Origin of the sequence: Actinoalloteichus hymeniacidonis (assembly GCF_014203365.1) — a bacterium.
Taxonomy (GTDB): Bacteria; Actinomycetota; Actinomycetes; order Mycobacteriales; family Pseudonocardiaceae; genus Actinoalloteichus_A; species Actinoalloteichus_A hymeniacidonis.
Map to the genome: position 1 here is coordinate 220,087 of NZ_JACHIS010000001.1, position 24,392 is coordinate 244,478.

Annotated in this window: 27 protein-coding genes; 18 read left to right on the top strand and 9 right to left on the bottom strand. The window is 68.1% G+C overall.

The genetic code is table 11. The features are described 5' to 3' along the window. Positions 1-35 precede the first annotated feature (35 nt). The 3 genes from nagA to BKA25_RS01015 all read right to left on the bottom strand — a co-directional run bounded on the left by nagA (position 36) and on the right by BKA25_RS01015 (position 2,985). Positions 36-1,202, bottom strand: coding sequence for an N-acetylglucosamine-6-phosphate deacetylase (nagA, locus tag BKA25_RS01005; protein WP_069852848.1), 1,167 nt, complete (start codon positions 1,200-1,202; stop codon positions 36-38). Next, complete coding sequence (locus tag BKA25_RS01010) at positions 1,199-2,167, bottom strand: ROK family protein (protein WP_236750416.1); 969 nt, start codon at positions 2,165-2,167, stop codon at positions 1,199-1,201. Before BKA25_RS01010 ends, nagA begins: the two co-directional genes overlap by 4 nt. A 218-nt stretch (positions 2,168-2,385) precedes the next feature. Next, on the bottom strand, positions 2,386-2,985 hold the full coding sequence (locus tag BKA25_RS01015) for a SigE family RNA polymerase sigma factor (protein ID WP_069852846.1): 600 nt from the start codon (positions 2,983-2,985) through the stop codon (positions 2,386-2,388). A gap of 501 nt (positions 2,986-3,486) precedes the next feature. Here BKA25_RS01015 and BKA25_RS01020 point away from each other — a divergent pair. From BKA25_RS01020 to BKA25_RS01055, 8 genes are all read left to right on the top strand, one after another. After that, positions 3,487-3,738: a hypothetical protein gene (locus BKA25_RS01020; protein ID WP_069852844.1), complete on the top strand. Its 252-nt coding sequence runs from the start codon at positions 3,487-3,489 to the stop codon at positions 3,736-3,738. Between the two features lie 368 nt (positions 3,739-4,106). Beyond that, positions 4,107-4,394 (top strand): YciI family protein, encoded by a 288-nt coding sequence (locus BKA25_RS01025; protein ID WP_069852842.1) that lies wholly within the window; start codon positions 4,107-4,109, stop codon positions 4,392-4,394. Positions 4,395-4,494: 100 nt separating this feature from the next. After that, positions 4,495-5,388 (top strand): DUF998 domain-containing protein, encoded by an 894-nt coding sequence (locus BKA25_RS01030; RefSeq protein ID WP_084643467.1) that lies wholly within the window; start codon positions 4,495-4,497, stop codon positions 5,386-5,388. Positions 5,389-5,582: 194 nt separating this feature from the next. After that, complete coding sequence (gene fbaA, locus BKA25_RS01035; RefSeq protein WP_069852838.1) at positions 5,583-6,617, top strand: class II fructose-bisphosphate aldolase; 1,035 nt, start codon at positions 5,583-5,585, stop codon at positions 6,615-6,617. Positions 6,618-6,750: 133 nt separating this feature from the next. After that, a complete protein-coding gene (locus BKA25_RS01040; protein WP_069854169.1) occupies positions 6,751-7,167 on the top strand; it encodes a DUF3151 domain-containing protein in 417 nt (138 codons plus the stop codon). Positions 7,168-7,171: 4 nt separating this feature from the next. Then, complete coding sequence (locus BKA25_RS01045) at positions 7,172-7,780, top strand: SRPBCC family protein (protein ID WP_069852836.1); 609 nt, start codon at positions 7,172-7,174, stop codon at positions 7,778-7,780. A gap of 39 nt (positions 7,781-7,819) precedes the next feature. After that, positions 7,820-8,914, top strand: coding sequence for an FUSC family protein (locus BKA25_RS01050; protein ID WP_236750415.1), 1,095 nt, complete (start codon positions 7,820-7,822; stop codon positions 8,912-8,914). A gap of 133 nt (positions 8,915-9,047) precedes the next feature. After that, positions 9,048-9,299, top strand: coding sequence for a hypothetical protein (locus BKA25_RS01055; protein WP_069854167.1), 252 nt, complete (start codon positions 9,048-9,050; stop codon positions 9,297-9,299). A gap of 109 nt (positions 9,300-9,408) precedes the next feature. Here the strand turns inward: BKA25_RS01055 and BKA25_RS01060 are convergent, their stop codons facing one another. Further along, positions 9,409-10,053, bottom strand: coding sequence for an HNH endonuclease family protein (locus BKA25_RS01060; protein WP_069852834.1), 645 nt, complete (start codon positions 10,051-10,053; stop codon positions 9,409-9,411). Between the two features lie 180 nt (positions 10,054-10,233). Further along, positions 10,234-10,911: a hypothetical protein gene (locus tag BKA25_RS01065; RefSeq protein ID WP_084643466.1), complete on the bottom strand. Its 678-nt coding sequence runs from the start codon at positions 10,909-10,911 to the stop codon at positions 10,234-10,236. Between the two features lie 60 nt (positions 10,912-10,971). Here BKA25_RS01065 and BKA25_RS01070 point away from each other — a divergent pair, with 60 nt between their 5' ends. Beyond that, complete coding sequence (locus BKA25_RS01070; protein ID WP_069852833.1) at positions 10,972-12,258, top strand: adenylosuccinate synthase; 1,287 nt, start codon at positions 10,972-10,974, stop codon at positions 12,256-12,258. Positions 12,259-12,317: 59 nt separating this feature from the next. Here BKA25_RS01070 and BKA25_RS01075 read toward each other — a convergent pair whose 3' ends face one another. After that, on the bottom strand, positions 12,318-13,946 hold the full coding sequence (locus BKA25_RS01075; RefSeq protein WP_069852831.1) for a Na+/H+ antiporter: 1,629 nt from the start codon (positions 13,944-13,946) through the stop codon (positions 12,318-12,320). Positions 13,947-14,098: 152 nt separating this feature from the next. On the opposite strand from BKA25_RS01075, the gene purD reads away from it, so the two are divergent. Continuing rightward, positions 14,099-15,370, top strand: coding sequence for a phosphoribosylamine--glycine ligase (purD, locus tag BKA25_RS01080; RefSeq protein ID WP_069852830.1), 1,272 nt, complete (start codon positions 14,099-14,101; stop codon positions 15,368-15,370). Positions 15,371-15,485: 115 nt separating this feature from the next. Beyond that, complete coding sequence (locus tag BKA25_RS01085; protein WP_069852828.1) at positions 15,486-15,986, top strand: hypothetical protein; 501 nt, start codon at positions 15,486-15,488, stop codon at positions 15,984-15,986. Positions 15,987-16,044: 58 nt separating this feature from the next. Here BKA25_RS01085 and BKA25_RS01090 read toward each other — a convergent pair whose 3' ends face one another. Next, positions 16,045-17,223 (bottom strand): aminotransferase class I/II-fold pyridoxal phosphate-dependent enzyme, encoded by a 1,179-nt coding sequence (locus BKA25_RS01090; RefSeq protein ID WP_069852826.1) that lies wholly within the window; start codon positions 17,221-17,223, stop codon positions 16,045-16,047. A 210-nt stretch (positions 17,224-17,433) separates the two neighbouring features. Here BKA25_RS01090 and BKA25_RS01095 point away from each other — a divergent pair, with 210 nt between their 5' ends. Further along, positions 17,434-17,610 carry a hypothetical protein gene (locus BKA25_RS01095; protein WP_260331946.1) on the top strand — a complete coding sequence of 59 codons (177 nt, stop codon included), beginning with the start codon at positions 17,434-17,436 and terminating at the stop codon, positions 17,608-17,610. A gap of 153 nt (positions 17,611-17,763) precedes the next feature. Here BKA25_RS01095 and BKA25_RS01100 read toward each other — a convergent pair whose 3' ends face one another. Both BKA25_RS01100 and BKA25_RS01105 read right to left on the bottom strand, forming a co-directional pair. Beyond that, positions 17,764-18,381 carry an HAD family hydrolase gene (locus BKA25_RS01100; protein WP_069852823.1) on the bottom strand — a complete coding sequence of 206 codons (618 nt, stop codon included), beginning with the start codon at positions 18,379-18,381 and terminating at the stop codon, positions 17,764-17,766. Positions 18,382-18,423: 42 nt separating this feature from the next. Beyond that, positions 18,424-19,437 carry a threonine aldolase family protein gene (locus BKA25_RS01105; RefSeq protein ID WP_069854165.1) on the bottom strand — a complete coding sequence of 338 codons (1,014 nt, stop codon included), beginning with the start codon at positions 19,435-19,437 and terminating at the stop codon, positions 18,424-18,426. A gap of 259 nt (positions 19,438-19,696) precedes the next feature. On the opposite strand from BKA25_RS01105, the gene BKA25_RS01110 reads away from it, so the two are divergent. The 6 genes from BKA25_RS01110 to BKA25_RS01135 all read left to right on the top strand — a co-directional run bounded on the left by BKA25_RS01110 (position 19,697) and on the right by BKA25_RS01135 (position 24,352). Then, complete coding sequence (locus BKA25_RS01110) at positions 19,697-20,215, top strand: SigE family RNA polymerase sigma factor (RefSeq protein ID WP_069852821.1); 519 nt, start codon at positions 19,697-19,699, stop codon at positions 20,213-20,215. Positions 20,216-20,254: 39 nt separating this feature from the next. Continuing rightward, positions 20,255-20,950: a hypothetical protein gene (locus tag BKA25_RS01115; RefSeq protein ID WP_069852819.1), complete on the top strand. Its 696-nt coding sequence runs from the start codon at positions 20,255-20,257 to the stop codon at positions 20,948-20,950. A gap of 190 nt (positions 20,951-21,140) precedes the next feature. Continuing rightward, a complete protein-coding gene (locus BKA25_RS01120; RefSeq protein WP_069854164.1) occupies positions 21,141-21,464 on the top strand; it encodes a DMT family transporter in 324 nt (107 codons plus the stop codon). Positions 21,465-21,588: 124 nt separating this feature from the next. Then, positions 21,589-22,191, top strand: a complete 603-nt coding sequence (locus BKA25_RS01125; RefSeq protein WP_069852818.1) for a TetR/AcrR family transcriptional regulator — start codon at positions 21,589-21,591, stop codon at positions 22,189-22,191. A gap of 73 nt (positions 22,192-22,264) precedes the next feature. Continuing rightward, entirely contained in the window at positions 22,265-23,494 is a 1,230-nt protein-coding gene (locus BKA25_RS01130; protein ID WP_069852816.1) for an MFS transporter, read from the top strand. A 15-nt stretch (positions 23,495-23,509) separates the two neighbouring features. Then, complete coding sequence (locus tag BKA25_RS01135) at positions 23,510-24,352, top strand: MerR family transcriptional regulator (RefSeq protein ID WP_069852814.1); 843 nt, start codon at positions 23,510-23,512, stop codon at positions 24,350-24,352. The last annotated feature ends 40 nt before the right edge of the window (positions 24,353-24,392 follow it).

The window sequence follows — 24,392 nt, forward strand, 5'->3', positions numbered from 1 at the left end:
GGGGCCGACCGCTCTCGCTCGCCGCAGACATCGGATCAGGCGGGCTCGCCGCGTCGAAGTACCTCGCGAAGCCCGAGTTCCTCATCGAGCACCACCAGGTCGGCCCGATGCCCCGGCGTGATGCAACCGATCTCGTCCGCCAGGCCGAGTACGGCGGCGGGCCGGGTGGCGGTCGCGGCCACGGCGTCCTCGACGCTCAACCCACAGGTCTGCACGAGGTTCCGGAAGGCCACATCCATGGTCAGGCTGCTGCCCGCCAGCGATCCGTTGTCCAACAGCGGTACGCCGTCGGTCACGGTGACCTGTAGGCCACCCAGCTCGTACTGTCCGTCGCCCATGCCGGTGGCCGAGATGGCGTCGGTCACCAGCACCGTGCGATCCGGGCCTGCATGGCGGGCGCCCATCCGCACCGTCGTGGGATGCAGATGCACCAGATCGCAGATGAGCTCCACGGTGACGCGTTCGTCGTCCAGCAGCGTCCCGATCGGCCCCGGCTCTCGGTGGTGCAGCGGCCGCATCGCGTTGAACAGGTGCGTGGCCACGGTGGCGCCCGCATCGACGGCGGGCAGCACCTGAGCCTCGAAGGCGTCGGTATGGCCGATCGCGACCAGCGAGCCGCCGTCGATCAACTGACCGACCGCCCGCACCGCTCCCTCCAACTCGGGAGCCAGCGTCACCATCCGCACGGCGCCGCGCCCGGCGGTCAGCAGGGTGGCCACCGACTCGCGATCCGGGGCCCGCAGCAGTTCGGGCGTGTGGGCACCGCAGCGGGCGGCGGACAGGAACGGGCCCTCCAGGTGGATGCCTGCCAGCTCGCCGTCCTCGACGAGTTCCGCGAGTCTGCTCACCTGCCGGGCCAATTCGGGGATCGGCCCGGAGACCAGACTGCCGAGCATCGTGGTGGTGCCGGTGGCGCGATGGGTCCGGATGGCCGTCCGGATGCGCTCCGTCGACTCGCCGTCGAAGGATTCGCCGCCACCGCCGTGACAGTGGATGTCGATGAAGCCGGGCACCAGCCAGCGGCCCGCCAGCGAGCGGGTGACCGCCGAGACAGGCGGGGTCCCGGTTCCGACCCCGAGGATCCGCCCCGCCGCAATGCTGACCCAGCCATCGTCGAGCACCCCGTCGGGCGTGACGATGCGCGCGCCCGACAACACCGATTCGGCCTCGGCGCGGGGAACGGTCGTCGTTGCGTTGGTCATCGATCCTCCAGGGTGCCGACTGCCAGTAGTGCCGCGCCGAGGCATCCGGCCTCGTCCCCCAGCTCGGCGGGCCGGAGGAGGGGAACGCGATGAAACGAGACCAGGGCCGCGAGGCGCTCGCGTACCGGGGCGATCAGTAGGTCGCCGGACTGCGCCAAGCCGCCACCCAGGACGACGACCTCCGGCGCGAGCAGCGTCACCAGCACCAGGATCGCCCTGGTCAGTCCGTCCATGGCGTCCTGCCAGACCTCGATGGCGACCGGGTCGCCCGCCTGGACTGCGGTGGCCACCTCCGCGGCGCCCTTGACCGGACGTCCGACGCGCTCCGCGTAGCGACGGGCCACCGCCGAGGACGAGGCCACCGCCTCCACACACCCGACGGCGCCGCAGGTGCAGCGTTCTCGATGTCCGATGTCGACATGGCCGATCTCGCCGGCGAAGCCCGCGCCGCGCAGCAACCTGCCGTCGACCAGCAGTGCTGCGGCGATCCCGGTGCCGATCGGTAAGACCACGGCATCCTGACAGCCTCGGGCGGCCCCGAATCGGATCTCGGCCAGGCCACTGGCCCGGATGTCGTGCCCGAAGGCGATCGGGATGTCGCTGCGGGCCGCGATCAGCTCGCGTAGCGGCGCATCACGCCAGCCGAGGTTCGCCGAGTACACCGCGACCCCGGTCTCCTCGTCGACGATGCCCGGCACCACGATTCCCGCGCCGACGACCGGCCCCTCCGCCGCCGCCCGTAGCTCCTCGATCAGTTCGACCACCGCGTCGACGATGAGGCGCACGGTCGCGGCGCCTGCCGTCGCATCGTCCTGGTCGGCCTCGGTGGCGCGCGGCGTACGGCGGCGTCGACGTTGCAACTGCCGGGCGTGGTCAGAGCCGACAGCGACGAGCGCTGCCTTGATCTCGGTGCCGCCGACGTCGACGGCGACCACCTGACGGGTGTCCTGCTGGGTGATGCCCACGAGAGGGAATCCTGAAGCACGTACCCCACATTGGTCTATACAACCCGCGAAAGAGCTGGGTTTGTCACTGAACTGGGGCCGGTTGCCGATGGGTGAGCGCCAGACGTCGTAATGGACGCGACTGAGTGCGGGCGTGGCATGATGACCAGCGGTTTCGCGCAGCATTCATCGAGGGTGCCGCTGTCTCGGCGACCGGTGGAGCCTGGTTGCGCGGGTGCTCAGCGACCGGTGCGGATGATGCTCTGCAGTGCGTCGAGCGCCCGAGAGGCGGTGGATTTCACCGTTCCCCGGGAGATGCCGGTGGCCTCGGCGATCTCGGCCTCGGAGAGATCCCCGTAGTACCGCAACACCAGTACCTCGCGCTGGCGCGGCGGCAGTTGGGACAGCGCCCGCACCACTGTCTGGTGTTCGGCCGTCAACATCGCCAGCGACTCGGCGGAGCGCGCGTTGGGATTGTGCGGCGGGGTGTACTCCCGGGCGGTCTTGCGCCTGCGCAGTACCGAGCGGCTGCCGTTGACCACGGCAGTTCGCAGGTAGCCGACGGCGGCGGTGGCATCCCGCAGCCCCGACCAGTTGCGATGTAGACCGGTGAAGGCCTCTTGAACGACGTCCTCAGCGGTGGAGATGTCGTCGACCAGCAGGATCGCCAGCCGCACCATGCGCATCCGGTGCTGTCGGTAGAGGTCTTCGAGGGTCAGCGGGGCAGTGGCACCCGCTTTGGGCAGCGGGGAGTCGAGTGTTCTGAGGTGGCCGAAGGTGCGCTCGACCGGACTGCTGTTCCCGTCTCCAACGCCTGAGTAAGACCTGTCCGCCGCCACCCGAGAAAGGTACCGAGAAGCCGGCCCACAGTCACAGGCGACTACGAAGTCGGGGGCGTCTCCTCGCCCGCCGCCGCCGGGCGGACCACCCCGGGTGACCGGCCGGCCACGCCGCGCGGTGACTGTCAACAGGATCTCGATCCATTCGGGGCGACGAAAACATTGTTGTGACAAGCAGAATCGGTCTCTTTCGGGTTGCTACCGCACGGTAGTGCGCCGCTGTGAGTCGTCGGCCGTCGTATTGATCAGGATGTGCATCCGCTCCTTGGTGCGGCTGACCTGGTGTTTACCGGTTCGCCGAATAGATCATTCTTCGGGGCTGCCCATCCTGCCATTGTCGACGAACCATGCAACTCGACTCGGTTTCACCTTCTGGAGCGAATCATCTTCGGCTGTGGTGCGTGACCTGCTGTCGAGTCTCAATATTGTGGTCGGTTGGTATTCGGGACCAGCCTGCCGCAGTTTCATCTAAACGGAGGTTAGACCGTGCAGATTCGTAAGATGCTCGCCAAGACCCTCATTGCCGGCGCCATTGTGGTGGCTCCCGTTCTCGCCGCGACCCCCGCCATGGCGGGCGAATACGACAAGGGCGACAACGGCCACGGCCACGGCCAGAACGACGAGAGCTTCAAGATCGAGATCGGCGAGTGGAACAACTACAAGGTCTACAGCGACCTTGAGGTCTCGATCGACTTCAAGACCGGCTACGAGGTCGACGGCGGCAGCTTCGAGTTCGCCACGATCAAGTTCTGAGCGGTCTACGCGTGAACTGAGCGCGGCCTCGGAGAGTTGTATTTCTCCGAGGCCGCGTCTTTTTGTTCGCTCGATTACCAAGGGGGCAATCCCATCGCCCCGGTGGGCCGACCGTGAAGCGATTTCGACGCGCGGGTGGGAATTTCGGTAAGGCGGTGGATAAGTGTCCGCATCAATGATCGACGGCTATTGATCGACAATTCGTCGACACGTACGGTGATCGTCTTGATGGTCTACCCGCGAATGGTTGTAATCCGATAATCGTGGATCATTGTGATGTCGATCGAGCGCCATGTACTCGGCGGATCGCGCCGGCGGTAGCGTCGCCCGCGTCATGACCCTCATCGATACCGCCAGGAGCGCAACACATGGCCAGGTTCGCAGTCGAGCTCGTCTTCAGTTCGGACACCGAGGGGCGGCTCGCCGTCCGTCCGGCACACCGGGATTACCTCACCGGGCTCGCGGAGAAGGGCATCCTGCTGAGTGCGGGACCGTGGGCGGATGACACCGGGGCACTGTTGGTCTACGACGTCGCCGACGAGGACGAGCTGGAGCAGGTGCTCAACGACGACCCCTACTGGCCCGCCGAGGTCGTCGACGAGGTGGTCATTCGAGAGTGGACACCGCTGATCGGAACCTGGGTTTCGGCCAAATAACGGCGTGTCTAGGGTGACTCGCCGTTAGGTCGGTGAGTCAGGGGACGAATCCGGACCATCCCTGAGTCACAGGGTGGTCCAAGAGTCAACAATCGTCGGCATGCGTGACACGACTGTGGCCGACACCGATCACTGGCCTGCCTCTGCGGTACGGGCGGTGGCCGCACTCTCCCTATTGGGAATCCTGCTGTCCGCCGCCGCCTTCACCGCGATGCACATCGGCTTCGGCGACCGGTTCGACTCAGTCAGCCAAACCCTCAGCGAGCTCGTCTACGTGGACGGCGGCGCCTCGCTGATCCCGCTCAGCATGGTGACTCTCGGCTTCGGTTCCCTGGTCTTACTTCCGGTGTTACGCGGCACCGGCGCACTCGACGGCAGAGTGCTGCCGGTGCTGATCGGGTTATGGGGCGTCGGCCTGGTCCTGTGCGCGTTCTTCCCCGCCGACCTGCCCAACGCGGCGCTCACCTTCTCCGGTTGGACCCACCGGCTGTCCGCGTGCATCGCCTTCCTGAGCCTCGCGCTCGCCGGACTGGTCATGTCGCAACGATTCCTCGACCGCACGATCTGGCGGCCCGTCGCCATCGGAACCCGGGTCTTGGCCGGATTGACCCTCGTCCAGTTCATCGTCTTCCTGCTCGCCTCGATGCCGATCGTGACGCCGCAACTCTGGGGCGCGGAGTTGTTCGCCGACTTCCTCGTCCGAGGTTTCGTGGAGCGCACGATGCTCGGGACCCAGGTCGCGATGCTGGTGCTGTGGATCGGCCGGTTGCTGTACCTGACCCAGCCACGCCGGGCGCAGGCCACGGTCGGCGGCGCGGCGGCAGGCGCCGAGACCATAACCGCTGCGGCCAGTGAATTCCCGGTCAAGGAGGACGTCGACATCCCGGTCGTCCTCGACGTCGCCACGCAGGCGGAGATCGACGAGAAGGAACTCGAAACCGTTGCGGCTCCCGCCCCATCTCCTGCGGTGACCTCGGCGGGATCGGGCGCCTGAATCGAGGGGCACGGCGCAGCCGGGAGGGGCGCAACCCTTGCGCTGGATCGATCCACTCGCGAGGATTCGCCGTACCCAAGATCTTCAACCGGCAGCAGGTCTCCGGCGGGGCTGATCGTAGGATGCACACCGGGTAGCCGAACGACAGCCATCAGCGCGGACTCGCTGCGCCGGGCGCCTACAGGAGGAATCCGATGCCCATCGCAACCCCAGAGGTCTACGCGGAGATGCTCGACCGGGCCAAGGCGAACCAGTTCGCCTACCCCGCGATCAACGTCACCTCCTCAGAGACCCTCAACGCGGCATTGCGCGGATTCGCGGAAGCCGAGAGCGACGGCATCGTCCAGGTGTCGACCGGTGGCGCGGAATTCGCCTCTGGCACCAAGGTCAAGGACATGGTCACCGGCGCGACCGCACTCGCGGAGTACGCCCACGTCGTGGCCGCGAAGTACCCGGTGAACATCGCGCTGCACACCGACCACTGCCCCAAGGAGAAGCTCGACGGCTTCGTCCGTCCCCTGCTGGCGATCAGCCAGGAGCGGGTCGACCGGGGCGAGAACCCGCTCTTCCAGTCGCACATGTGGGACGGCTCGGCGATTCCGGTCGACGAGAACCTGGAGATCGCGGTCGGCCTGCTCGAGGCCTCGGCCAAGGCCAAGGTCGTGCTGGAGATCGAGATCGGCGTGGTCGGCGGCGAGGAGGACGGCGTCGCCAACGAGATCAACGACAAGCTGTACACCTCCTCGGAGGACTACCTCAAGACCGTCGACGCCCTCGGCGGCGGCGACAAGGGCCGCTACCTGCTGGCCGCGACCTTCGGCAACGTGCACGGCGTCTACAAGCCGGGCAACGTGAAGCTGCGTCCCGAGATCCTCAAGCAGGGTCAGGATGTCGCGTCCGAGAAGCTCGGGTTGCCTGCGGGCTCCAAGCCGTTCGACCTGGTTTTCCACGGCGGCTCCGGCTCGTTGCTGTCGGAGATCCACGAGGCGCTGGACTACGGCGTGGTGAAGATGAACATCGACACCGACACGCAGTACGCCTTCACCCGGCCCATCGTCAGCCACATGTTCTCCAACTACGACGGTGTGCTGAAGATCGACGGCGAGGTCGGCAACAAGAAGGTCTACGACCCGCGCAGCTACCTCAAGGCCGCCGAGCAGGGCATGGCCGCCAGGATCGCGCACGCCTGCGAGAACCTGCGCTCCTCGGGGCGGATGCTCGCGGGCTGACCCGCGACGCACCTCTCGACACGACGCCTCGGCGGGCCCTGCCCGCTGGGGCGTTCTGTGTTCCAGGCGAACCCGTTTCCGGCGGCAACGGGCGACGCCCCGAGGGATGGGCGGCGTTGGCAGAATGGCGGGCATGACCCACGCGAACCTGCTCGGCGGTCCGGAACCCACGCTGCTGCCCGAATCCCCCGGCCCGCAACAAGAGCTGGACAACGGCACCGACCCCTCGGCGGTCGCGGCCGCGCACCCGTCGTTCAGCGCGGCCTGGGCCGTGCTGGCCGAGGCCGCCCTCGCAGCCGACCAGCCGGTGGCGGCCTACGCCTACGCCCGCACCGGCTACCACCGGGGCCTGGACGCCCTACGCCGGTCCGGCTGGAAGGGCCACGGCCCCATCCCGTGGGCGCACGCCCCCAATCAGGGTTTCCTGCGTTGCCTCGCCGCGTTGGCCAGGGCCGCGGGCGCCATCGAGGAGACCGAGGAGGAGCAGCGTTGCCTGACCTTCCTCGCCGACTCGGACCCGGCCGCACCCGCCGCAGTGGGCCTGGGCTGATCCGATGGGTGACAACTCGTACGACTTCCACAGTCACTGGTTGATGCCCGCCCCCGTCGCCGAGGTCGCGGACACCCTCTTCGACCCCGCAGACCTGCCGAGGTGGTGGCCCTCGGTCTACCTCGACGTGCAGACGTTGCGCCGCACCGAGGGCGGCGGCATCGGCTCGTCGTACGAGTTGTTCACCACCGGGTGGCTGCCCTACACCCTGCGCTGGCAACTGCATGTCGAGTCGGTCGGCGAGTACGACTGCGCCTTCACCGCAACCGGCGATTTCGTCGGACGCGGGGTGTGGACGTTGACCGAGACGGCCGACGGCCAGACCGAGGTGGACTTCAGCTGGCGTATCAAGGCCGACAAGCCGCTGTTACGCAACAGTCCTAGCTGGCTCAAACCGTTCTTCGCGGCCAACCACGACTGGGCGATGCGCAGGGGCGAGGAGAGTCTCCGGCTCGAACTGCGGCGCAGGGCGGCCCGTCGGGAGGGACATGTCGTGCCCGCGCCGCCCGCTGCCACCCCGACCGCCGCAGCCCTGGCGGCGGGCGGTCTCGGCGCCCTCGCCGTCGGCCTGGTGGGCGTCGGGCTCGTGCGACACGCCCGTCGTCGCCGCTAGACGACCTGCGGGGCTACGCAGGGAGCGCACAATCGACGCGTGAACCGGTTCGCCGAAGAAGCGATGGAGGGTTGGAGCAGGCTGCTGCGCAGCCTCGTTCCGGTGTTCCAGTGCTCCATCGCCGCAGGGGTGGCCTGGTTCATCGCCTTCCACGTCGTCGGGCACGAACGGCCCTTCTTCGCACCGATCGCCGCGGTGATCAGCCTGGGTGTCTCCTTCGGTGAGCGGCTGCGCCGGATGGCCGAGTTGGTCATCGGCGTCAGCGTCGGAATCCTCGTCGGCGACCTGCTGATCGCGGTGATCGGTTCGGGCAGCTGGCAGGTCTCCCTGGTCGTGGTGCTCGCCATGTCCCTGGCCATCCTGCTCAATGGCGGCACGGTGATCGCCATGCAGGCGGGCTCGTCGGCGGTGTTGATCGCGACCCTGCTGCCGCCGGGAGTCGTCGGCGGCTTCGACCGGTTCATCGACGCGCTGGTGGGCGGTCTGGTGGGCCTGCTGGTGGCGGCCACGTTGCCGGCCGACCCACTGGTCGTGGTCCACCAGAAGGGGCGGGTGGTACTCGGCGTCCTCGCCGATGCGCTGCGCTCCATCTCGGTGGCGGTGTCCATCAACGATCCGGACCGGGCGGCCGCCGTGCTGAGCGCCGCCCGCGAATCCCAGGACGCGATCGACGAGTTCGACTCCGCCATGAAGGCAGGCGCCGAGATCGCGAAGATCTCGCCGATCCGCTGGTCCAGGCGCAAGGCGATCAGCCGGTATCAACGGGCGGCGGAGCGGCTCGACCACGCCCTGCGCAACACCAGGGTGCTGGCGCGACGGGCCGAGGGTGCGCTGCGCGACGGCGAGCGGGTACCGGAGCGCCTGCCCATCCTGCTCGAACAGCTCGCGGGCGCCGTGGTGCTGCTGCGCGACGAACTCTCCTCCGGTCAGGAGCCCCTGCAGGCCAGGGCGGCCACCAAGCGCGTCGCGGAGTTGTCGGCCACGGAACTGACCGGGGGCAGCGGCTTCTCGATGCGGGTGGTCGTGGCCCAACTCCGGTCGATCTGTGTCGACCTACTACAGGCATCGGGGCTCAGCCGAGCCGAATCGGTGGAGGCGCTGCCGCCGTTGCGCAGCGGCCGGGTCGACGAATAGCGGACACTCCGGGCAGTCCCCGTTCGCCGCTGCCGCCGCGACCATCCCGCTACGGTGACGACTGCACGCGGTGACGGCGCCCGCGACCGTGGGTGTCGGATACCCGGCCGGTCTCGATGCGAAGGAGACGTCCATGGCGGAACTGTGCAGCAAGATCACGCCCGCTCGCGGTGGTGTGATGACGGACGAGGTCGGCGTCATCACCGGAGACCTGGAGCTCTGCACCTCCTGTGACGCCGATGGCGGTGTGCAGGTCTCGGTGCGCTACCAGGGTGCCGGGGAGTGGTACGCGCTCTCCTCGGCGAACTGCACGCTGCACGACGCTCGCGACCACGAGGCGGTGCATCAGGCCCTGGTCGGGGTGCTGCATCGGCCGGAGGGCTGAGGGGCGCCCGTAGGTCGCTTCCGAGGTATGAGCGCTGACCGGGCGGCCCGGCGATCCAGCGGGCGAGGCACTGCTCATCCGCCGATCCCGGGCCGCCCGAATCACTCGATCAGCAGGTGTCCAGCAGGCGGGTGAGCGCCGAACGCTCGCTGGAGGTCACGGTCAGGTCCCAGGCGGACTTGCTGCCGATCCAGATCCGGGCGTACGTGCAGTGGTACGCGGTGCGCGGCGGAACCCACTCGTCCGGGGTCTGGTCGCCCTTGGAGCTGTTCACCGAGCCGGTGACCGCGATCAGCTGCGGGTTGGTCAGGTCGTTGGCGAAGGCCTCCCGGCGGGCGGCGGTCCAGGAACGGGCGCCGGAGCGCCACGCGGCCGCCAGCGGCACGACGTGATCGATGCTGATCTCCGAGGGGACCGTTCTGGTCTGCCCGTCGAACTCGCTGTACCAGCTACCGGAGGTGGGGTAGCAGTCGTTGCCGACCTGCACGTTGTCGCCGTCGCGGCGCAGCACCATCTCGCGGGCATTGCAGTTGCCCTCGACTGCACTCCAATGCGGGAAGAGATCGCGGCTGTAGCCGTCCATCGAACCCTCGGGAGCGACGGTCAGTGCCGCGAGTTGACTCCGGGCGGCCGACTCGGACGGAATCCCGGGCGGGGCCGCCGAAGCAGGTCCCTGGAGGGTGATCGACAGCAACGCGGTGAGAACGGCCACCACGCCGAACCGACGTAATCGGGCAGAACGACGAGAGGTCATCGCAGAGCTCCTGTCCACTGTGAAGTGACGGTTTCGTCAACCGTTACTTGTCCACCGTGATCTGGCAATACCCGTGAATGAACAACTGATCGCCTCGGGCGGAACACTTCGTCGACAGTCGGTGTCGGACCGAGCGATGTCGAGCCCGGTCCTGGTGGAGACCGCTCCTCGGTCGGCCGCTCAGACGACTCCCCGGACGAGTCGGAGATCCACGGTGTGGCGGTACCAGATCCACTTGTTGACCGGACGGGGATGGGTGATGCCATCGCGAACCACCCGGGTGGGCAGACAGCCGATCTGCACCGCGCGTCCCGTCGCCGAGCTACCCCGCCCGCCGAACAGGCTCCGCCGTACCGTCCGGACGGCCAGACCCTCACCCGCGCCGGGGTCGGGGGTCACCTCCAGTCGACCCGCCTGACCGCGCAGCACCAGCTCGTCATCGCAGTAGACGACCCCGCGCAGCGGTCCGAGCACGCCACGACCCAACAGGACTCCGCCGACGTCGTCGCGGATCAGCGGCACCCGGTCCGGATCGCCGTCCACGGCCAACTCCAGCGCCCGACCGGGATCGCGGGCCGGGAGATCCCACAGGTCCGCCACCACCGAGGACGCCTCGGCCGGTATGTAACCCACAGCCACCGAATCGAGCAGTTCGCGACGCAGCAATCGAAGCACCACCGAGGCCAGATCCGCGTCCGTCCCGTGCACCAACAGCCTGCCACCGGGCAGATCGGCGAGCAGTGGATCGATCTCGGATTTGTCCGGTGTTGCGTTCGTCCGATGCACCTCGACATCGCTACGCTGAGTGAGGCCGGGGAAGTCGTTGTTTCCGCAGGCCAGTGCGACCACAGCCACTATTCGCTCCTGGTTTACCCTCGTTCACCGGCATTGCCCGTTCAGGCTGGTTGGAGAATCCATATGCCCGCGATCGTGCTGATCGGCGCCCAATGGGGCGACGAGGGCAAGGGTAAAGCCACCGACTTGCTCGGTGGGAGTGTGCAGTGGGTGGTGCGGTACCAGGGCGGTAACAACGCCGGGCACACCGTCGTCCTACCCGACGGCCAAGACTTCGCCCTTCACCTCATCCCGTCCGGCATCCTCACCCCGCAGATCACCAACGTGATCGGCAACGGCGTGGTGATCGACCCCACCGTGCTGCTCGACGAGCTGGCGGGCCTGGAAGGCCGGGGTGTGGACACCTCGAAGCTGCTCATCTCGGCGGATGCGCACTTGATCATGCCGTATCACGTCGCCATCGACCGAGTGACCGAGCGCTACCTCGGCAAGGCGAAGATCGGCACCACCGGCCGGGGCATCGGACCCGCCTACCAGGACAAGGTCGCTCGTGTCGGCGTCCGGGTCCAGGACCTTCTCGACGAGAAGATCCTGCGGCAGAAGGTGGAGGCCGCCCTGGAGTTCAAGAACCAGGTCCTGGTGAAGGTCTACAACCGGCGGGCACTGGACGTCGACGAGATCGTCGATGGCGCGCTGGAGAGCGGCGCCCGCTTCGCAGGCCGGATCGCCGACACCCGCCTGTTGCTCAACCAGGCGTTGGAGCGCGGCGAGACCGTGCTGCTGGAAGGCTCGCAGGGCACCCTGCTCGACGTCGACCACGGCACCTACCCGTTCGTCACCTCGTCGAACCCCACCTCGAGTGGCGCGGCGGTCGGCTCCGGAATCGGTCCCACCCGGATCGACACGGTGATCGGCATCCTCAAGGCGTACACGACCCGGGTCGGCTCCGGCCCGTTCCCCACCGAGTTGAACGACGAGATGGGCGAGCGGCTGCGCAAGACCGGCGGCGAGGTCGGGGTCACCACCGGCCGGGCCCGGCGGACCGGTTGGTTCGACGCGGTCATCGCCCGATACGCACAGCGGGTCAACGGCATCACCGACTTCTTCCTCACCAAGCTGGACGTGCTCTCCGGCCTGGAGCGGGTGCCGGTGTGCGTCGGCTACCTGGTCGATGGCAAGCGCGTCGACGACATGCCGATGACCCAGACCGACGTGCACCACGCCATCCCGGTGTACGAGGAGCTGCCCGGTTGGTGGGAGGACATCTCGCACTGCCGCACCTACGACGAGCTGCCCGCTGCGGCGAAGGCCTACGTCGAGCGGCTGGAGGAGCTCTCCGGCGCCAGGGTCTCCGCGATCGGTGTGGGTCCCGGCCGGGAGCAGACGATCGTGCGACACGAGCTGGTCTGAGCTCACGCGGTTGTGCCCGACGATCGGTGCCTTCGGGTGCCGGTCGTCGGGCCGCGTGATCAGCGGTTGCGCCAGGAGCGGGTCAGGGCGGCCTCTTCGAGGTCCAGTTCGTGCAGGACCAGCCGGAGCACCTCCTCGTCGATGCGGCCGGTGTCGCGTTGATTGATCAGCGCGGTGCGCTGCGCGTCGATGAGCTCTCGGTACAGCCGAGTGAAGCGGCGTTGGGTGCCCTCCTGGCGCTCGGCCTCGCTCTGCCCCACCTGTCGGATCGCGGCATCACCGGACAATCGGATGCTGCTGCGCAGTCTGCGGGCGACCTTCTCCGATTCGGCCTCGCTGCTGAAGTGCTCCTTGGCCAGCAGCACATCCAGCCGTTGCAAGGCCGCCGCCATCGCGGCCCGGCGTGCCTCGACCTCCGCCTGCGCGTCGCGCTCGGCCTCCCGGGGATCGTCGAGCCCGAATCTGTGGATCAACCACGGCAGCGTGAGTCCCTGGATGAGCAGGGTGCCGACGACGATCGCGAACGCGGTGAGCTGGATGGACTCCCTGGCGGGGAACGGACTGCCATCGAGCAGCGTCAGCGGTACCGCCCCGGCCGCAGCCAGGGTCACCACCCCGCGCATCCCGGTCCAGGACAACACCGCGACATAGCGCCAGGGCGGTCGATGCTCCCGTCCGATGGGCCCGAGCAGCCGGGATACGCCGGGAAGATACGTGGTGCCGAACAACCACAGGATGCGGATGACGATCACCGCGACGAGCAGCAGGCCAGCCGCGCCGAGCAGCTGAAGCAGATCGCGGCCCTCGTCGCGGGCGTCGTCGATGACCGTGCGCAGCGTCAGCCCGATCAACGCGAAGACCAGGCTCTCCAGCAGTAGGTTCACCGACCGCCAGATGGTCTGCACCTCAAGCCGTTCGAAGGCGCCGAGTTTGGGCGAGTGATGCCCGATATGCAGCCCGGCCGCCACCACCGCCAGCACACCGGAACCGTGTAGTTCCTCGGCCAGCAGATACGCGGCGAAGGGCAGCACCAGACTCATCACGGTGCCGACCTGACCGCCCATCTCGTGCTCGGACATCCGCTGCCAGGTCACGCGCACGATCCAGGCAAGGAGGAGGCCGACGAGGACGCCGATCACGACGGCCTCCACGAAGACCAGCAGACTCTGCGAGGCCGAGGTCGCCGCCCCCAGCGCGGTGGCCATGGCCACCCGGTAGATGGTCAGTGCGACGGCGTCGTTGATCAGGCTCTCGCCGGTGACGATCGTCATGAGCCTGCGGGGCAGATGCAGCCTGCGGCCGACGGCTGCCGCGGTCACCGCATCCGGTGGCGCCACGACCGCGCCGAGCACCAGGGCCGCGGCCAGCGGAAGATCCTGGATGAACAGGTCGGCGAGCAGGCCGATGCTCACGGCCGTCACCAGGACTAGGACCACGCCGAGCTGCATGATCGGCCGGAAGCTGCTCTTGAGACCAACCAGCGAGGAATCCAATGCCGCGGTGAACAACAGCGGCGGCAGGACCACGGACAACAGCAGGTCCGGATTGATGGTGAACTCGGAAAGACCGGGGATCAACGAGACGAGCAGACCCACCGCCACCAGCAGCAGCGGAGCCAACAGGTCGTTCTTCCTCGCGATGGCGGTCACTAGGAGAGCGCCGAAGAGCACCACCAGCAACTGGCCCACGGGCGCCCCACCCCCGGTCTTTCGCGTTCTCCCCGGTGCCGTGACGCGTTTGACCGTAATCGGCTTTTCCGTCCGCCGCCGGGTGGCTATCGGAGTCCCCCGTTGGAGGGGTCGCAGGTCGCGTTGCCCGCTACGGAACTACGCTGCTGCGCGTGCGAATCCTGGTAATCGGGTCGGGTGCCCGGGAACATGCGATCCTGCTGGCCTTGTCACAGGACCCCGCCGTCACGGCGTTGGCCGTCTCCCCGGGCAACGCGGGTATAGCCGCGTTGGCCGAGACGCTGGGCATCGACGCGACGGACACGGCGGCCACCGTGGCAGCGGCGAGCAGTTGGGGTGCCGACCTCGTGGTGGTCGGACCGGAGATACCGCTGGTGGCGGGCTTGGGCGATGCGCTGCGGAGCGCGGGCATCCCCTGTTTCGGACCGACGAAGGCTGCGGCGGCCATCGAGGGCTCCAAGGCGTTCGCCAAGGACGTCATGGCGGCGGCGAAGGTGCCCACCGCGCACAGCGAGGTGATCGACAACCCCGCCCACTTGGACGCGGCGCTGAGCCGATTCGGCCCGACCTGGGTGGTCAAGGACGACGGGTTGGCCGCAGGTAAGGGCGTCGTGGTCACCACCGACGCCGACGAGGCACGGGCACACGCCCTGACGCTGCTCGACGGCGGGCATCCCGTGTTGCTGGAGAAGTACCTGGACGGTCCTGAGGCGTCGCTGTTCTGCCTGGTCGACGGGACGACCGTCGTGCCGCTGCTGCCTGCACAGGACTTCAAACGGGTCGGGGACAACGACGCAGGCCCCAACACCGGTGGAATGGGTGCCTACGCACCGCTGCCCTGGGCGGACGAGGGCTTGGTCGACCGGGTGGTCGCCGACGTGGTGGCCCCCACGGTCGAGGAGCTCGCCAGACGGGGCACCCCGTTCTCGGGGCTGTTGTACGCCGGGTTGGCGCTGACGTCGATCGGCCCGCAGGTAATCGAGTTCAACTGCCGGTTCGGTGATCCCGAGACCCAGGCGGTGCTCGCCCTGCTGCGCACCCCGTTGAGCACGGTCCTCGAGGCGGTCGCCGGAGGCAAGCTCGCGGAACTGCCCCCCTTGGAGTGGGCTCCCGGCGCCGCGGTCACCGTGGTCATCGCCGCCGACGGATACCCCGGCAGGCCGCGCACCGGCGATGTGATCAGCGGCAGCGAGGCCGATGGCGTGCTGCACGCGGGAACCCGACGCCGTGAGGACGGCGCGGTCGTCTCCGCCGGTGGCCGGGTGCTCTCCGTGGTGGGTACCGGCGCGGATCTCATCGCCGCACGGGACGACGCCTACCGTCGGGTCGCCGGGGTGCACCTCACCGGCTCGCACCATCGACAGGACATCGCCGCCGCCGCCGCGCGGGGCGAGATCTCCGATCCGGCGGCCGCTCCCGCCTGAGCCGAGCGCTGCGGGCGCCGAGTGAACTGGAGTTGTGTGGAATCGGTGTGGTGGCCGGTGTAGGCCACCTAAGCTGAACGACGGTTAGTCCATCACCAAGACCCCGGGGGGCCGCATGGCCGAGGAAGACGGGCCGCGCCGCGCGGAGGCCCTGTTCTACGAGAGCCGGAAGTCGGCACCGTGGTTGCAGATCGTGGCCCTGCTCGGTGGTCTGGTCGCGATCGGTTCGGGAATCGCGGCCTATCTCACCACCGACGACGGCTTGGGGCCCACGCTGGCGGCCGTGATGACCGGCATCGCCATCATTGCGCTGCTGGTGCCGATGGCCGGAATCGTGCTGGTCGGCAACGGCAGCGTGGTGGTGCGCCTGCGTCCCATCATCCGACGGACCATCGCAGGGCAGGACATCGTCGGGCTGGATGAGCTCGGCCGGGTGAACTCGATGCGCTACGGCGGGACCGGATGGCGCAGGAGCAAGGACGGCCCGGTCCTGATCATGGCGCCCGGTCACGCGGTGCGAATCCGCACATCGACGGGCAAGGCCCTCACCGTCGTCACCGAGCGCCCCGACGAGCTGATCGACGCGCTGCGCGCCATCCAGAACACGCGGGGCTGAGCCCGCGCCGACCCACGCCGCCTCGGTTCCGGAGGCCGCCGCAGCCTCGGATGCCGCTTCAGCCCCGCGCGGCCAACCACGGCCCCAGTCTGCGCAGTGCCTCGGCGACATCCTCGGTCGAGCCCGCCACCGACATCCGAATGAACCGGCCGCCGTCGATCGGGTCGAAATCGATGCCGGGCACCACGGCGACCCCCGTCTCGGCCAGCAGTTGATCGCAGAAGGACATGCTGTCCTCGGTGAGATGCGAGACGTCGGCGTACACGTAGAACGCGCCGTCGGCCGGGGCGACCCTGGTGATGCCGAGTTCGGCTAGTCCGCTGATCAGCAGGTCGCGGTTGGTGCGATAACGCGCAACCTGGGCATCGGAGGCCGCATAGCTCTCCGGGGTGAACGCGGCCAGCGCCGCATGCTGGGCCAGCGCGGGCGGGCAGACGGTGAAGTTGCCCGCCAACGCGGCCACCGATTCGCGCAGCTCCTCGGGCACCAGTGCCCAGCCCAGCCGCCAACCCGTCATCGACCAGTACTTCGAGAAGGAGTTCACCACGACGGAGCGGCGGTCGAACTGCCAGGAGGACGCGGTCTCGGCGCCGTAGGAGATGCCGTGATAGATCTCGTCGCTGATCAGACGAACACCGTTGGCGGCGCACCATTCGGACAACTCGCGCAGTTCGGCGCCCGTCACCGTGCTGCCGGTCGGGTTCGCCGGGCTGGCCACGATCAGGCCGCGCACCGGCTCGTCCAGCGCCGCCAACATCGCAGGTGTCGGCTGGAATCGGGTCTCGGGGCCGGTGGCCAGTTCGACGACCTCGCAGCCGAGGGCGCGCAGGATGTTGCGGTACGCCGGATAGCCCGGCCGGGCCAGTGCCACCCGGTCGCCCGCCTCGAAACACGACAGGAAGGCCAGCAGGAACGCGCCGGAGGCACCTGCGGTGACGACGACGTCCTCGGCGGCCACCGCGAGGTCGTAGCGGGTCCGATAGTGGCAGGCGATCGCGGAGCGCAGCTCGTGCGTGCCCAGCTGCTCGGTGTATCCCAGCGCGCTGCTGTGCATCGCCTCGGCGGCCGCCGCCAGAACGGGGGCCGGTGCCGGGGTGGCGGGCTGACCGGCCACCAGTGAGATCACGTCGCCGTGCTCCCTGGCACGTCGCGCGGCGGCGGAGACGACGTTCATCACGTAGAACGGCGGAACCTGCGCCCGGGTCGCGACGCGCAGTGGGTCCAGAGCTGCTGACATGGTGTCAGGTTAGGGCGATCCGATCGGGGATCGGCGGGCCGGGCAGCCTGCGGTTGATCGGGACACCACGGTGCGAGCGGCTCGATGGTGGGATGGTCCGGGATGCCCTGAGGTTTCCCTGATGTCCGCTCCGCAACGCCCATTCGGGTTGAAACTCGTGCGAAGCTGGAACAGTGGTGCCTACCGCACCGTGGAATGGGAGGACTTTTCGTGTCGAGTGTGTGGAAGGTCGTCGGAGTACTGCTGGCCGTCTGGCTTGGACTGGCGGTTCTCGGCGCAGTCGTGCGCGGCCTGTTCTGGCTGGCGATCGTCGCGGGTGTGCTGTTCGCGATCACCGCGGTGGTGGGCGCGATCAAGGGCGGCGGCAAGAACAAGCAGCTCCCCTGATCGACCGAGCCTCGTCGTAGGCGCCGTTCCCGGCTCTCTCGTGGGCGAGGGGCTGGGGGCGATGACGGGCATCCCGAGCGGTGGCGGATCGGCGGTCGTCGACCGCGTTGATCGCCAAGGCGCTCGGGACGCCCGAGGAAGCCGTGTCGCCGGTCAGCCGAGCAGGCCCAGTTCGGTCAGCCGACGTCGGATGCCATCGGCATCCACCCATGCCTCCGCGTGCAGGCCCGCTTCCCGGGCACCCGCGACGTTGACGGCACGGTCGTCGAGGAACAGGCAATGGCCCGGTTCGGTGCCCAACCGCTCGACCAACTCCCGCCAGATCTGCGGATCCGGCTTGGCTATGCCCAGGTCGCCGGAGAAGGTCAGGCTACGAAAATGACTGGTCCACGGCTCGCGCTCGGCTGCCCGGCCGAAAGCAATCGGTGCGTTGGACAACAAGGCCAGCCGCACGCCCCGTTCGTCCAGTTCGGCGAGCAACGCCACGGTCGCGGGGTCGGTGTGCAACCAGCCGGCGACGTCGATCTTGGTCAGCGTGGCTGCGGTGTCCTCGTTCACCGGGAGGTCCAATCGGGCGCCCACGGCCCGCCAGTAGTCGAGATCCGCGCAGCCGCGATCGTAGGCATCCCGTTCCGCCCAATACGCCGCCTCGAACACCGAGGCATCCGCACCCACCGTGGCAGCGAGATCGGGCAACGCCGAGGTACGGCGGCTGATGACCTCGCCATAGTCGAAGACCACCCAGTGGATGTCCGGTGTTGAGCTCGACATGGTGCCTCCCGATGGTTCGGCCAACTCGGATGGATCGAGGAGTCAGCGAGCGATGCGACGCAACGCGGTCCGTAGATCGCCGCGTGTGACGTCCCGATGCGTGACGAATCGAACTCTGCCCGCCATGGGGGTCGCGAGTACACCCTGATTCGCGAGTTGTTCGAGAGTTGATCGGACATTGGCCACGCTCGCCAGCACGATATTGGTCTCCGGAAGATCGACCTCCCAGCCCAGGTCGACCAGGCCCTTCGCCAGGAACGTGGCGTTGGCGTGGTCCTTGCCGAGCTGGTCCATGCGATCGAGTGCCACCAGGCCCGCAGCCGCGAGCACTCCGCCCTGACGGACGCCACCGCCGAGCATCTTCCGAATCCGCCTGGCCTCCGCGATGAACTCGGTGGATCCGGCGATGACCGAGCCCACAGGTGCTCCGAGGCCCTTGCTCAGGCAGACCTGCACGGTGTCGACCCCGACCGTCAGCGCGGCGGGCGGCACCTCCATCGCGATGGCGGCATGCCACAGCCGGGCCCCATCGAGATGGACCCGCAGCCCGCCCGCCGCCGCGGCCGATACCAGCAGGGCATGCTCGTCGGGCGGTGTCACCACCCCGCCTGCGGCGTTGTGGGTGTTCTCCAGACACAGCAGAGTGGTGCGCAACGAGTAGTACGGGCCGGACTCCGAGGCGGCATCGGCCACGGCGGCGGGCGAGATGCGTCCCGGTCCATTGGCCCAGGGCAGCGGTCGGGGCATCCCACCTGCCAACCAGGCTGCGGTGCCCAATTCGTTGCCGAGCACATGTGCGGCCTCGGGCGCGAGGAAGGCATCGCCGCGCCGCAGATGCACCATCAGGGCAATGGTGTTGCCCATGCATCCGGTGGGGACCCAGAGGGCGGCCGCAGTGCCGAGTAGGCCTGCGACCCGCTCTTCCAAGGCCTGCATGGTCGGGTCGCCGTCGAGGACGTCATCACCGACCTCGGCGTCGGCCATGGCGGCGCGCATCACTTTGTCGGGGCGGGTGACGGTGTCGGATCGAAGGTCGATGGGCGGTAGTTTGGTCACGAACAGATCACACCACAGACGAAACCGTGGTGCGAAGATGCGCTTGGCCCGACCTTCGGTGCTTGATCGATGCGATGGGTGATCCGGTGGTGGGATGGGCCACCGGGGGCGATGGATGAGATCGTCGAACAGGGCGAGAACCGTCGAACGGCGCATCCTCCTGCGACAGGCGGCGCAGCGCCTCGATAGGCCGCATGCAACCGTCTGGCGGGGATGTTCCGTCTTAAGGACATAGAGACCAGGGAGCGGAGAGTTCCGCGTGGACCAGCGTGCAGAGCAGGAGTTCGCGACGTATTTCGCGGCTCGGCGGGAGGCGGTGCGTCGGATGGCATATCTGCTGTGCGGCGATTGGCATCGTGCTGACGACCTCGCTCAAACTGCCTTCGTGACGCTGCATCGGCGGTGGCACAAGATCCGGGACCGTGAGGCTCTGGACGCCTATGTGCGCAGGGTCGTGGTGCGGGCCATGATCGACGAGACCCGACGCCCATGGCGTCGAGAGCACTTCGTCGACCAACTGCCCGATCAACCGGATGCGATGACCAGTACCGCGGAGCGAGTCGTCACCAGGGAGACCCTGCTGGCCGGATTGCAGAAGGTGGCACCCCGGCAGCGCGCCGTGTTGGTCTTGAGATTTCTGGAGGGCTTGGACGTGGCAGGTGTGGCGGAGGTGCTGGGCTGCACCGAGGGCACGGTCAAGAGCCAGACCGCGCGCGGTCTCGAATCGCTGCGCTCCGTATTGGGCGATGCGCTGGATGATCTGAGGTCGGCATCATGAACGGCATAGCCGTGCAGTGGCGCGAGGAGGTGGGTTCGGATGGATGAGAAGAAGCTGTCCGGGCTGTTCCACGATGCGGTCGGCGATACGCCACCCGCCTCGTTCGACGAGGGCGATGTGGTGCGTACGTCCCGGCGGGTCACGGCACGCCGTCGGATGACCGCAGCCGGTGGTTCCGCCTTCGGTGTCGCGGTGTTGGTCGGGGGGCTGATGTGGGGCGGGCTGCTCCCGGATCTGCCCGGCGGTCCGGGTACCGGCGAGGAAATGGCGCAGAACGGTCAGGAACAGCAGACGCACACGGTGATGGGCGGCAATCCCCTGGAGGAGTCCTCGGCCGACCCGAGGAGCTCGTCGCTGCTGGATGGACAGCACGGCTTCCAGCCCGAGTGTGGGCAGGTGGATCCGGCCCTGGTCGATCTGTTGGCCGAGGAGCTGCCGCCGACGGCGGATGAGCAGGCCAGACCGGTCGGTCTCGACTGCCTGCCCGATTCCCGAGGGGTGAGCATCCCGGTGCGCGACGATGCCGGTTCCGGACTGCTGTCCGTCGTGGTGGCGCCCGAATCGGCCGACAGCCCCACCGCTGCCCGACTCCCCGACGACGCGGTCAATGCCTCCATCTCCACGGCGGATGGCGAGTTGCTGACGGTGGTGATCGAGTCGGCGGATGGTTCGACCGAGGTGCCCCACGCCGACGAGCTCCACGAGCTGCTCGGACGGTTGGCCGACCGGCTCTGATCACTCGATCGGTCTGCGGCGCCTGCATCGAATGGCGCCGCCTGGCAGCCTTGCCCTGAGCGTGGCCTCCGACGTACCTCCTCGTCGGTGTGATGAGCACCGCCGTTGATCAACTAGCCCGACCCGATGCTTTCCGATACGGTCACCGAGGAGAATGGTACGGCCGTGCATGAATTTGGAGAGTGTCGCAATGGCCTGGTTGGTACTCGTGGTCTCCGGAATGCTCGAAGCAGGCTGGGCTATCTCGCTGAAGCTGTCCAACGGCTTCAGCAAGCTGTGGCCGACGGTCAGCTTCGGCGTACTGGCCATCCTCAGCTTCAGCGGTCTGGCCTGGGCGCTGCGGGAACTCCCGGTCGGACCGGCCTACGCGGCCTGGACGGGCATCGGTGCGGCGCTCACGGCGATCATCGGGATGATCTGGCTCGGCGACTCGGTTTCGACCATGAAGATCGTCTCGCTGGTGCTGATCGTCGCGGGCATCGTCGGCCTGAATCTCTCCGGCGGCGGCCACTGAAACAGGCGAATACGACACCGCCGACGCAGGCGGCGAGCGTCACAGCAAGGACATGCCGAGTCACCGACGCTTGCCGCCATGGCAGCATGGCTCCCTCGAAGCTGTGCCCGGTGACGGAGGCCCCATGACGAGTGCGACCACCCCGAAAGGGGAACGACGCAGGCAGGCGTTGGTCCAAGCTGCGGCGGAACTCCTGATCGAGGGTGGGTTCGACACCGTGCGGCATCGCGCCGTAGCCGAACGGGCCGGCGTCCCGTTGGCCTCGACGACCTACTACTTCTCCTCCTTGGAGGATCTGCAGGCCGAGGCCGTCAAATACACAGCCCACACGGAACTCGCCGCCGCCAACCAGCGCATCGAGGACCTCGCCGAGCGCAAACGCAGCGTGGACACCGTCGTGGAGCTGATGCTCGACCTGCTGTTGGGGCCCGCCGCCGCAGGCTCGTCGACAGAGCTGATCCTGGTCCGCTACGAACGGCTGGTCACCACCGGCCGCAGGCCCGCACTCGCGCCATTGATCCGCGAGCTGGGCCGCAAACTCGACGACGTCCTCATCGAGGTGTTCGCCCGCTCCGGCATGCCCATCGAATCCGCCGGACTGGCGCGCCTGATCGCCTTGGTCGACGGCGCGGTCGTCAACGCGCTGATCGACATCACCAGCGATCCGAGACAGGCGGCCAGCGAGATGCTGCGGGCCGAGCTGGCCCGCCTCTACCCCGACTCCTGACCCGGACTCTGCGGCGCCTCTCGAAGGCCGCAGGCTTGCCCTGACGCGACGTCAGGGCACCACGCTGACCGGTATGAATCGCAACGTCGTGTTCTTCCTCGGCGCTGGCTTCGTCTCGTTACTCGGTAATGCGGTGATCGGCGTCGCCCTGCCCTGGTTGGTCTTCCAGCGCACCGGCGATGCGGCTGCCACCGGAACGGTCGCCGCTGTCACGGCCGTCCCGGCACTGCTGGCCGCGTTCTTCGGCGGCATCCTGATCGACCGCCTCGGACGTAGACGGATGAGCATCGTGGCGGACATCGGCAGCGCGGTGAGCGTGGCCGCCCTACCCATCGTGGACGCCGCCTTCGGCCTGGACCTCGGCTGGTTCATCCTGCTGGGCATCCTCGGCGCCCTTTTCGACGTCCCCGGCCTCACCGCCAGAGACGCCCTGCTGCCGGATGTCGCCGCCGCGACCGGGATGAACCTGGATCGGCTCTCGGGCATCCGCGAGGCGCTGTTCTCCGTGTCCTTCTTGGCCGGTCCTGCGATGGCGGGCCTGGCCCTGACCATGTTCGACATCGAGGCGGTCATCTGGTCGGCGGCGATCATGCCCGCGCTGGCCGCCCTGTTCACCCGGTTCATGTCCGCCCGGATCGGTGCGGTCGACGTCGAGGCTGCCGTGGCGGGTGGCGGCCCGGCGCAGCTGATGACCGGCATCCGCATCCTGGCTCGGTCCTCGCTGCTGATGGCCTTGACGGTCCTCAGCATCGGCTCGGTGCTGGTCGTCGGCCCGTTGCAGGCTCTCGTGCTCCCGATCTACTTCGCCGAGATGGGCGCACCGGACTTCCTCGGCTACACGCTGAGTGCGATGGCCGTCGGGATGCTCGGCGGTTCGCTGGTCTACGCGGTGCTGGCACCGAGGATCTCGCGGCGGCGGATCTTCTTGTTGTCGTTGGCCGCATGTTCGCTGGGCCTGGTCATCCTGGCGCTCCTGCCGCCGTTCTTGCTGGTGGCCGTCGCGTTGTTCGTGGTCGGTACGGGCTCGGGTCTGATGGCGCCACTCATCCCGGTCCTGTTCGCCGAACGGGTACCCGAGGCCGCCCGTGGTCAGGTCATGGGTGTGCAGAACGCGACCAGCCTGGGCGCTATGCCGCTGGGCGTCATGGCAGCCGGTGTGTTGATCGAGTCGGCCGGTCTGCAGGCCGCGACGATCGCGCTGGCGGTGATGTGGTTGGCGCTGGCCGGGTACGCAATCCTGGCCAAGGGGATGCGGGAGTTCGACGCCCCGGCTACGGCCCTCACCCAGGAAACCGGCGCCTGAAGGGAGCGAACGCCAATGTTCACGATCGGCCGTCTAGGCGAGATCATCGGAATCTCGGTGCGTACCATCCGGCACTACCACCAGATCGGGCTGCTGCCCGAACCCGCCCGTGACCAGCACAGCCACCGCCGCTACGGCGCCGCCGACCTGGTCTTGCTGTTGCGGATCCGTCGATTGGTCGAGATCGGCTTCGCACTCAAGGAGATCGGCGAACTGCTCGAAGCCCCGCCCGAGGTGCTCCAGACCGCGTTGGCGGAACTCGACGCCGACCTGGCGGCCCAGCAAGCCGAGATCGCGGCCCGGCGAAAGGCGCTGGCCAGGTTGAACGAGCTGGAACATGATCCGCAGATGCCGGACGAACTGGCCCGCTGGCAACCGACCTTGCAGTCCTGGGGAATCTCGCAGGCGATGATCCGCTCCGAGCGGGACACGATGCTGCTGGCCACGGCGATCATGGGTAACAGATCGACCGACCACACCGAGGAACGGCAGGCCGACGGCGAGAAGCAACCGGACACGGAGAGATCGCTGTTCGATGAGATCTACGACCGCCTCTTCGGGCAGGACGGCGGCGCGGCGGCCCGGCTGCTGTATCAGGAGATCGATGCCATCCGCGATCTGCCTGCGGACCATCCGCGTGTCGACGCCCTCATCGAATCGACCACGGCCTTCCTCAAAGACCACGCCACGATCCTGCGGCGCGTCCAAGACCATGATCTCCTCGCCGATCCATCGATTCCCGATGCGGTGGCCACGACGCTCTTCGAGGACATGATCGACGACATGCCACCGGCGATTCGCAGGCTCATCCGCGTTCAACAGCGTCTCTACGCGGAGTTGATCGAGCAGACCGACTGATCGCGACGGTCGACCGGCCGTGCTGGTCGATCGGTTGCGT

Coding starts and splice junctions, on each gene's coding strand:
- fbaA (WP_069852838.1), top strand. CDS start 5,583: ATGCCCATCGCAACCCCAGAGGTCTACGCGGAGATGCTCGACCGGGCC.
- BKA25_RS01040 (WP_069854169.1), top strand. CDS start 6,751: ATGACCCACGCGAACCTGCTCGGCGGTCCGGAACCCACGCTGCTGCCC.
- BKA25_RS01020 (WP_069852844.1), top strand. CDS start 3,487: ATGCTCGCCAAGACCCTCATTGCCGGCGCCATTGTGGTGGCTCCCGTT.
- BKA25_RS01100 (WP_069852823.1), bottom strand. CDS start 18,381: ATGTCGAGCTCAACACCGGACATCCACTGGGTGGTCTTCGACTATGGC.
- BKA25_RS01060 (WP_069852834.1), bottom strand. CDS start 10,053: ATGACCTCTCGTCGTTCTGCCCGATTACGTCGGTTCGGCGTGGTGGCC.
- BKA25_RS01055 (WP_069854167.1), top strand. CDS start 9,048: ATGGCGGAACTGTGCAGCAAGATCACGCCCGCTCGCGGTGGTGTGATG.
- BKA25_RS01115 (WP_069852819.1), top strand. CDS start 20,255: ATGGATGAGAAGAAGCTGTCCGGGCTGTTCCACGATGCGGTCGGCGAT.
- BKA25_RS01120 (WP_069854164.1), top strand. CDS start 21,141: ATGGCCTGGTTGGTACTCGTGGTCTCCGGAATGCTCGAAGCAGGCTGG.
- BKA25_RS01070 (WP_069852833.1), top strand. CDS start 10,972: ATGCCCGCGATCGTGCTGATCGGCGCCCAATGGGGCGACGAGGGCAAG.
- BKA25_RS01085 (WP_069852828.1), top strand. CDS start 15,486: ATGGCCGAGGAAGACGGGCCGCGCCGCGCGGAGGCCCTGTTCTACGAG.
- BKA25_RS01135 (WP_069852814.1), top strand. CDS start 23,510: ATGTTCACGATCGGCCGTCTAGGCGAGATCATCGGAATCTCGGTGCGT.
- BKA25_RS01130 (WP_069852816.1), top strand. CDS start 22,265: ATGAATCGCAACGTCGTGTTCTTCCTCGGCGCTGGCTTCGTCTCGTTA.
- BKA25_RS01030 (WP_084643467.1), top strand. CDS start 4,495: ATGCGTGACACGACTGTGGCCGACACCGATCACTGGCCTGCCTCTGCG.
- nagA (WP_069852848.1), bottom strand. CDS start 1,202: ATGACCAACGCAACGACGACCGTTCCCCGCGCCGAGGCCGAATCGGTG.
- BKA25_RS01090 (WP_069852826.1), bottom strand. CDS start 17,223: ATGTCAGCAGCTCTGGACCCACTGCGCGTCGCGACCCGGGCGCAGGTT.
- BKA25_RS01045 (WP_069852836.1), top strand. CDS start 7,172: ATGGGTGACAACTCGTACGACTTCCACAGTCACTGGTTGATGCCCGCC.
- BKA25_RS01125 (WP_069852818.1), top strand. CDS start 21,589: ATGACGAGTGCGACCACCCCGAAAGGGGAACGACGCAGGCAGGCGTTG.
- BKA25_RS01025 (WP_069852842.1), top strand. CDS start 4,107: ATGGCCAGGTTCGCAGTCGAGCTCGTCTTCAGTTCGGACACCGAGGGG.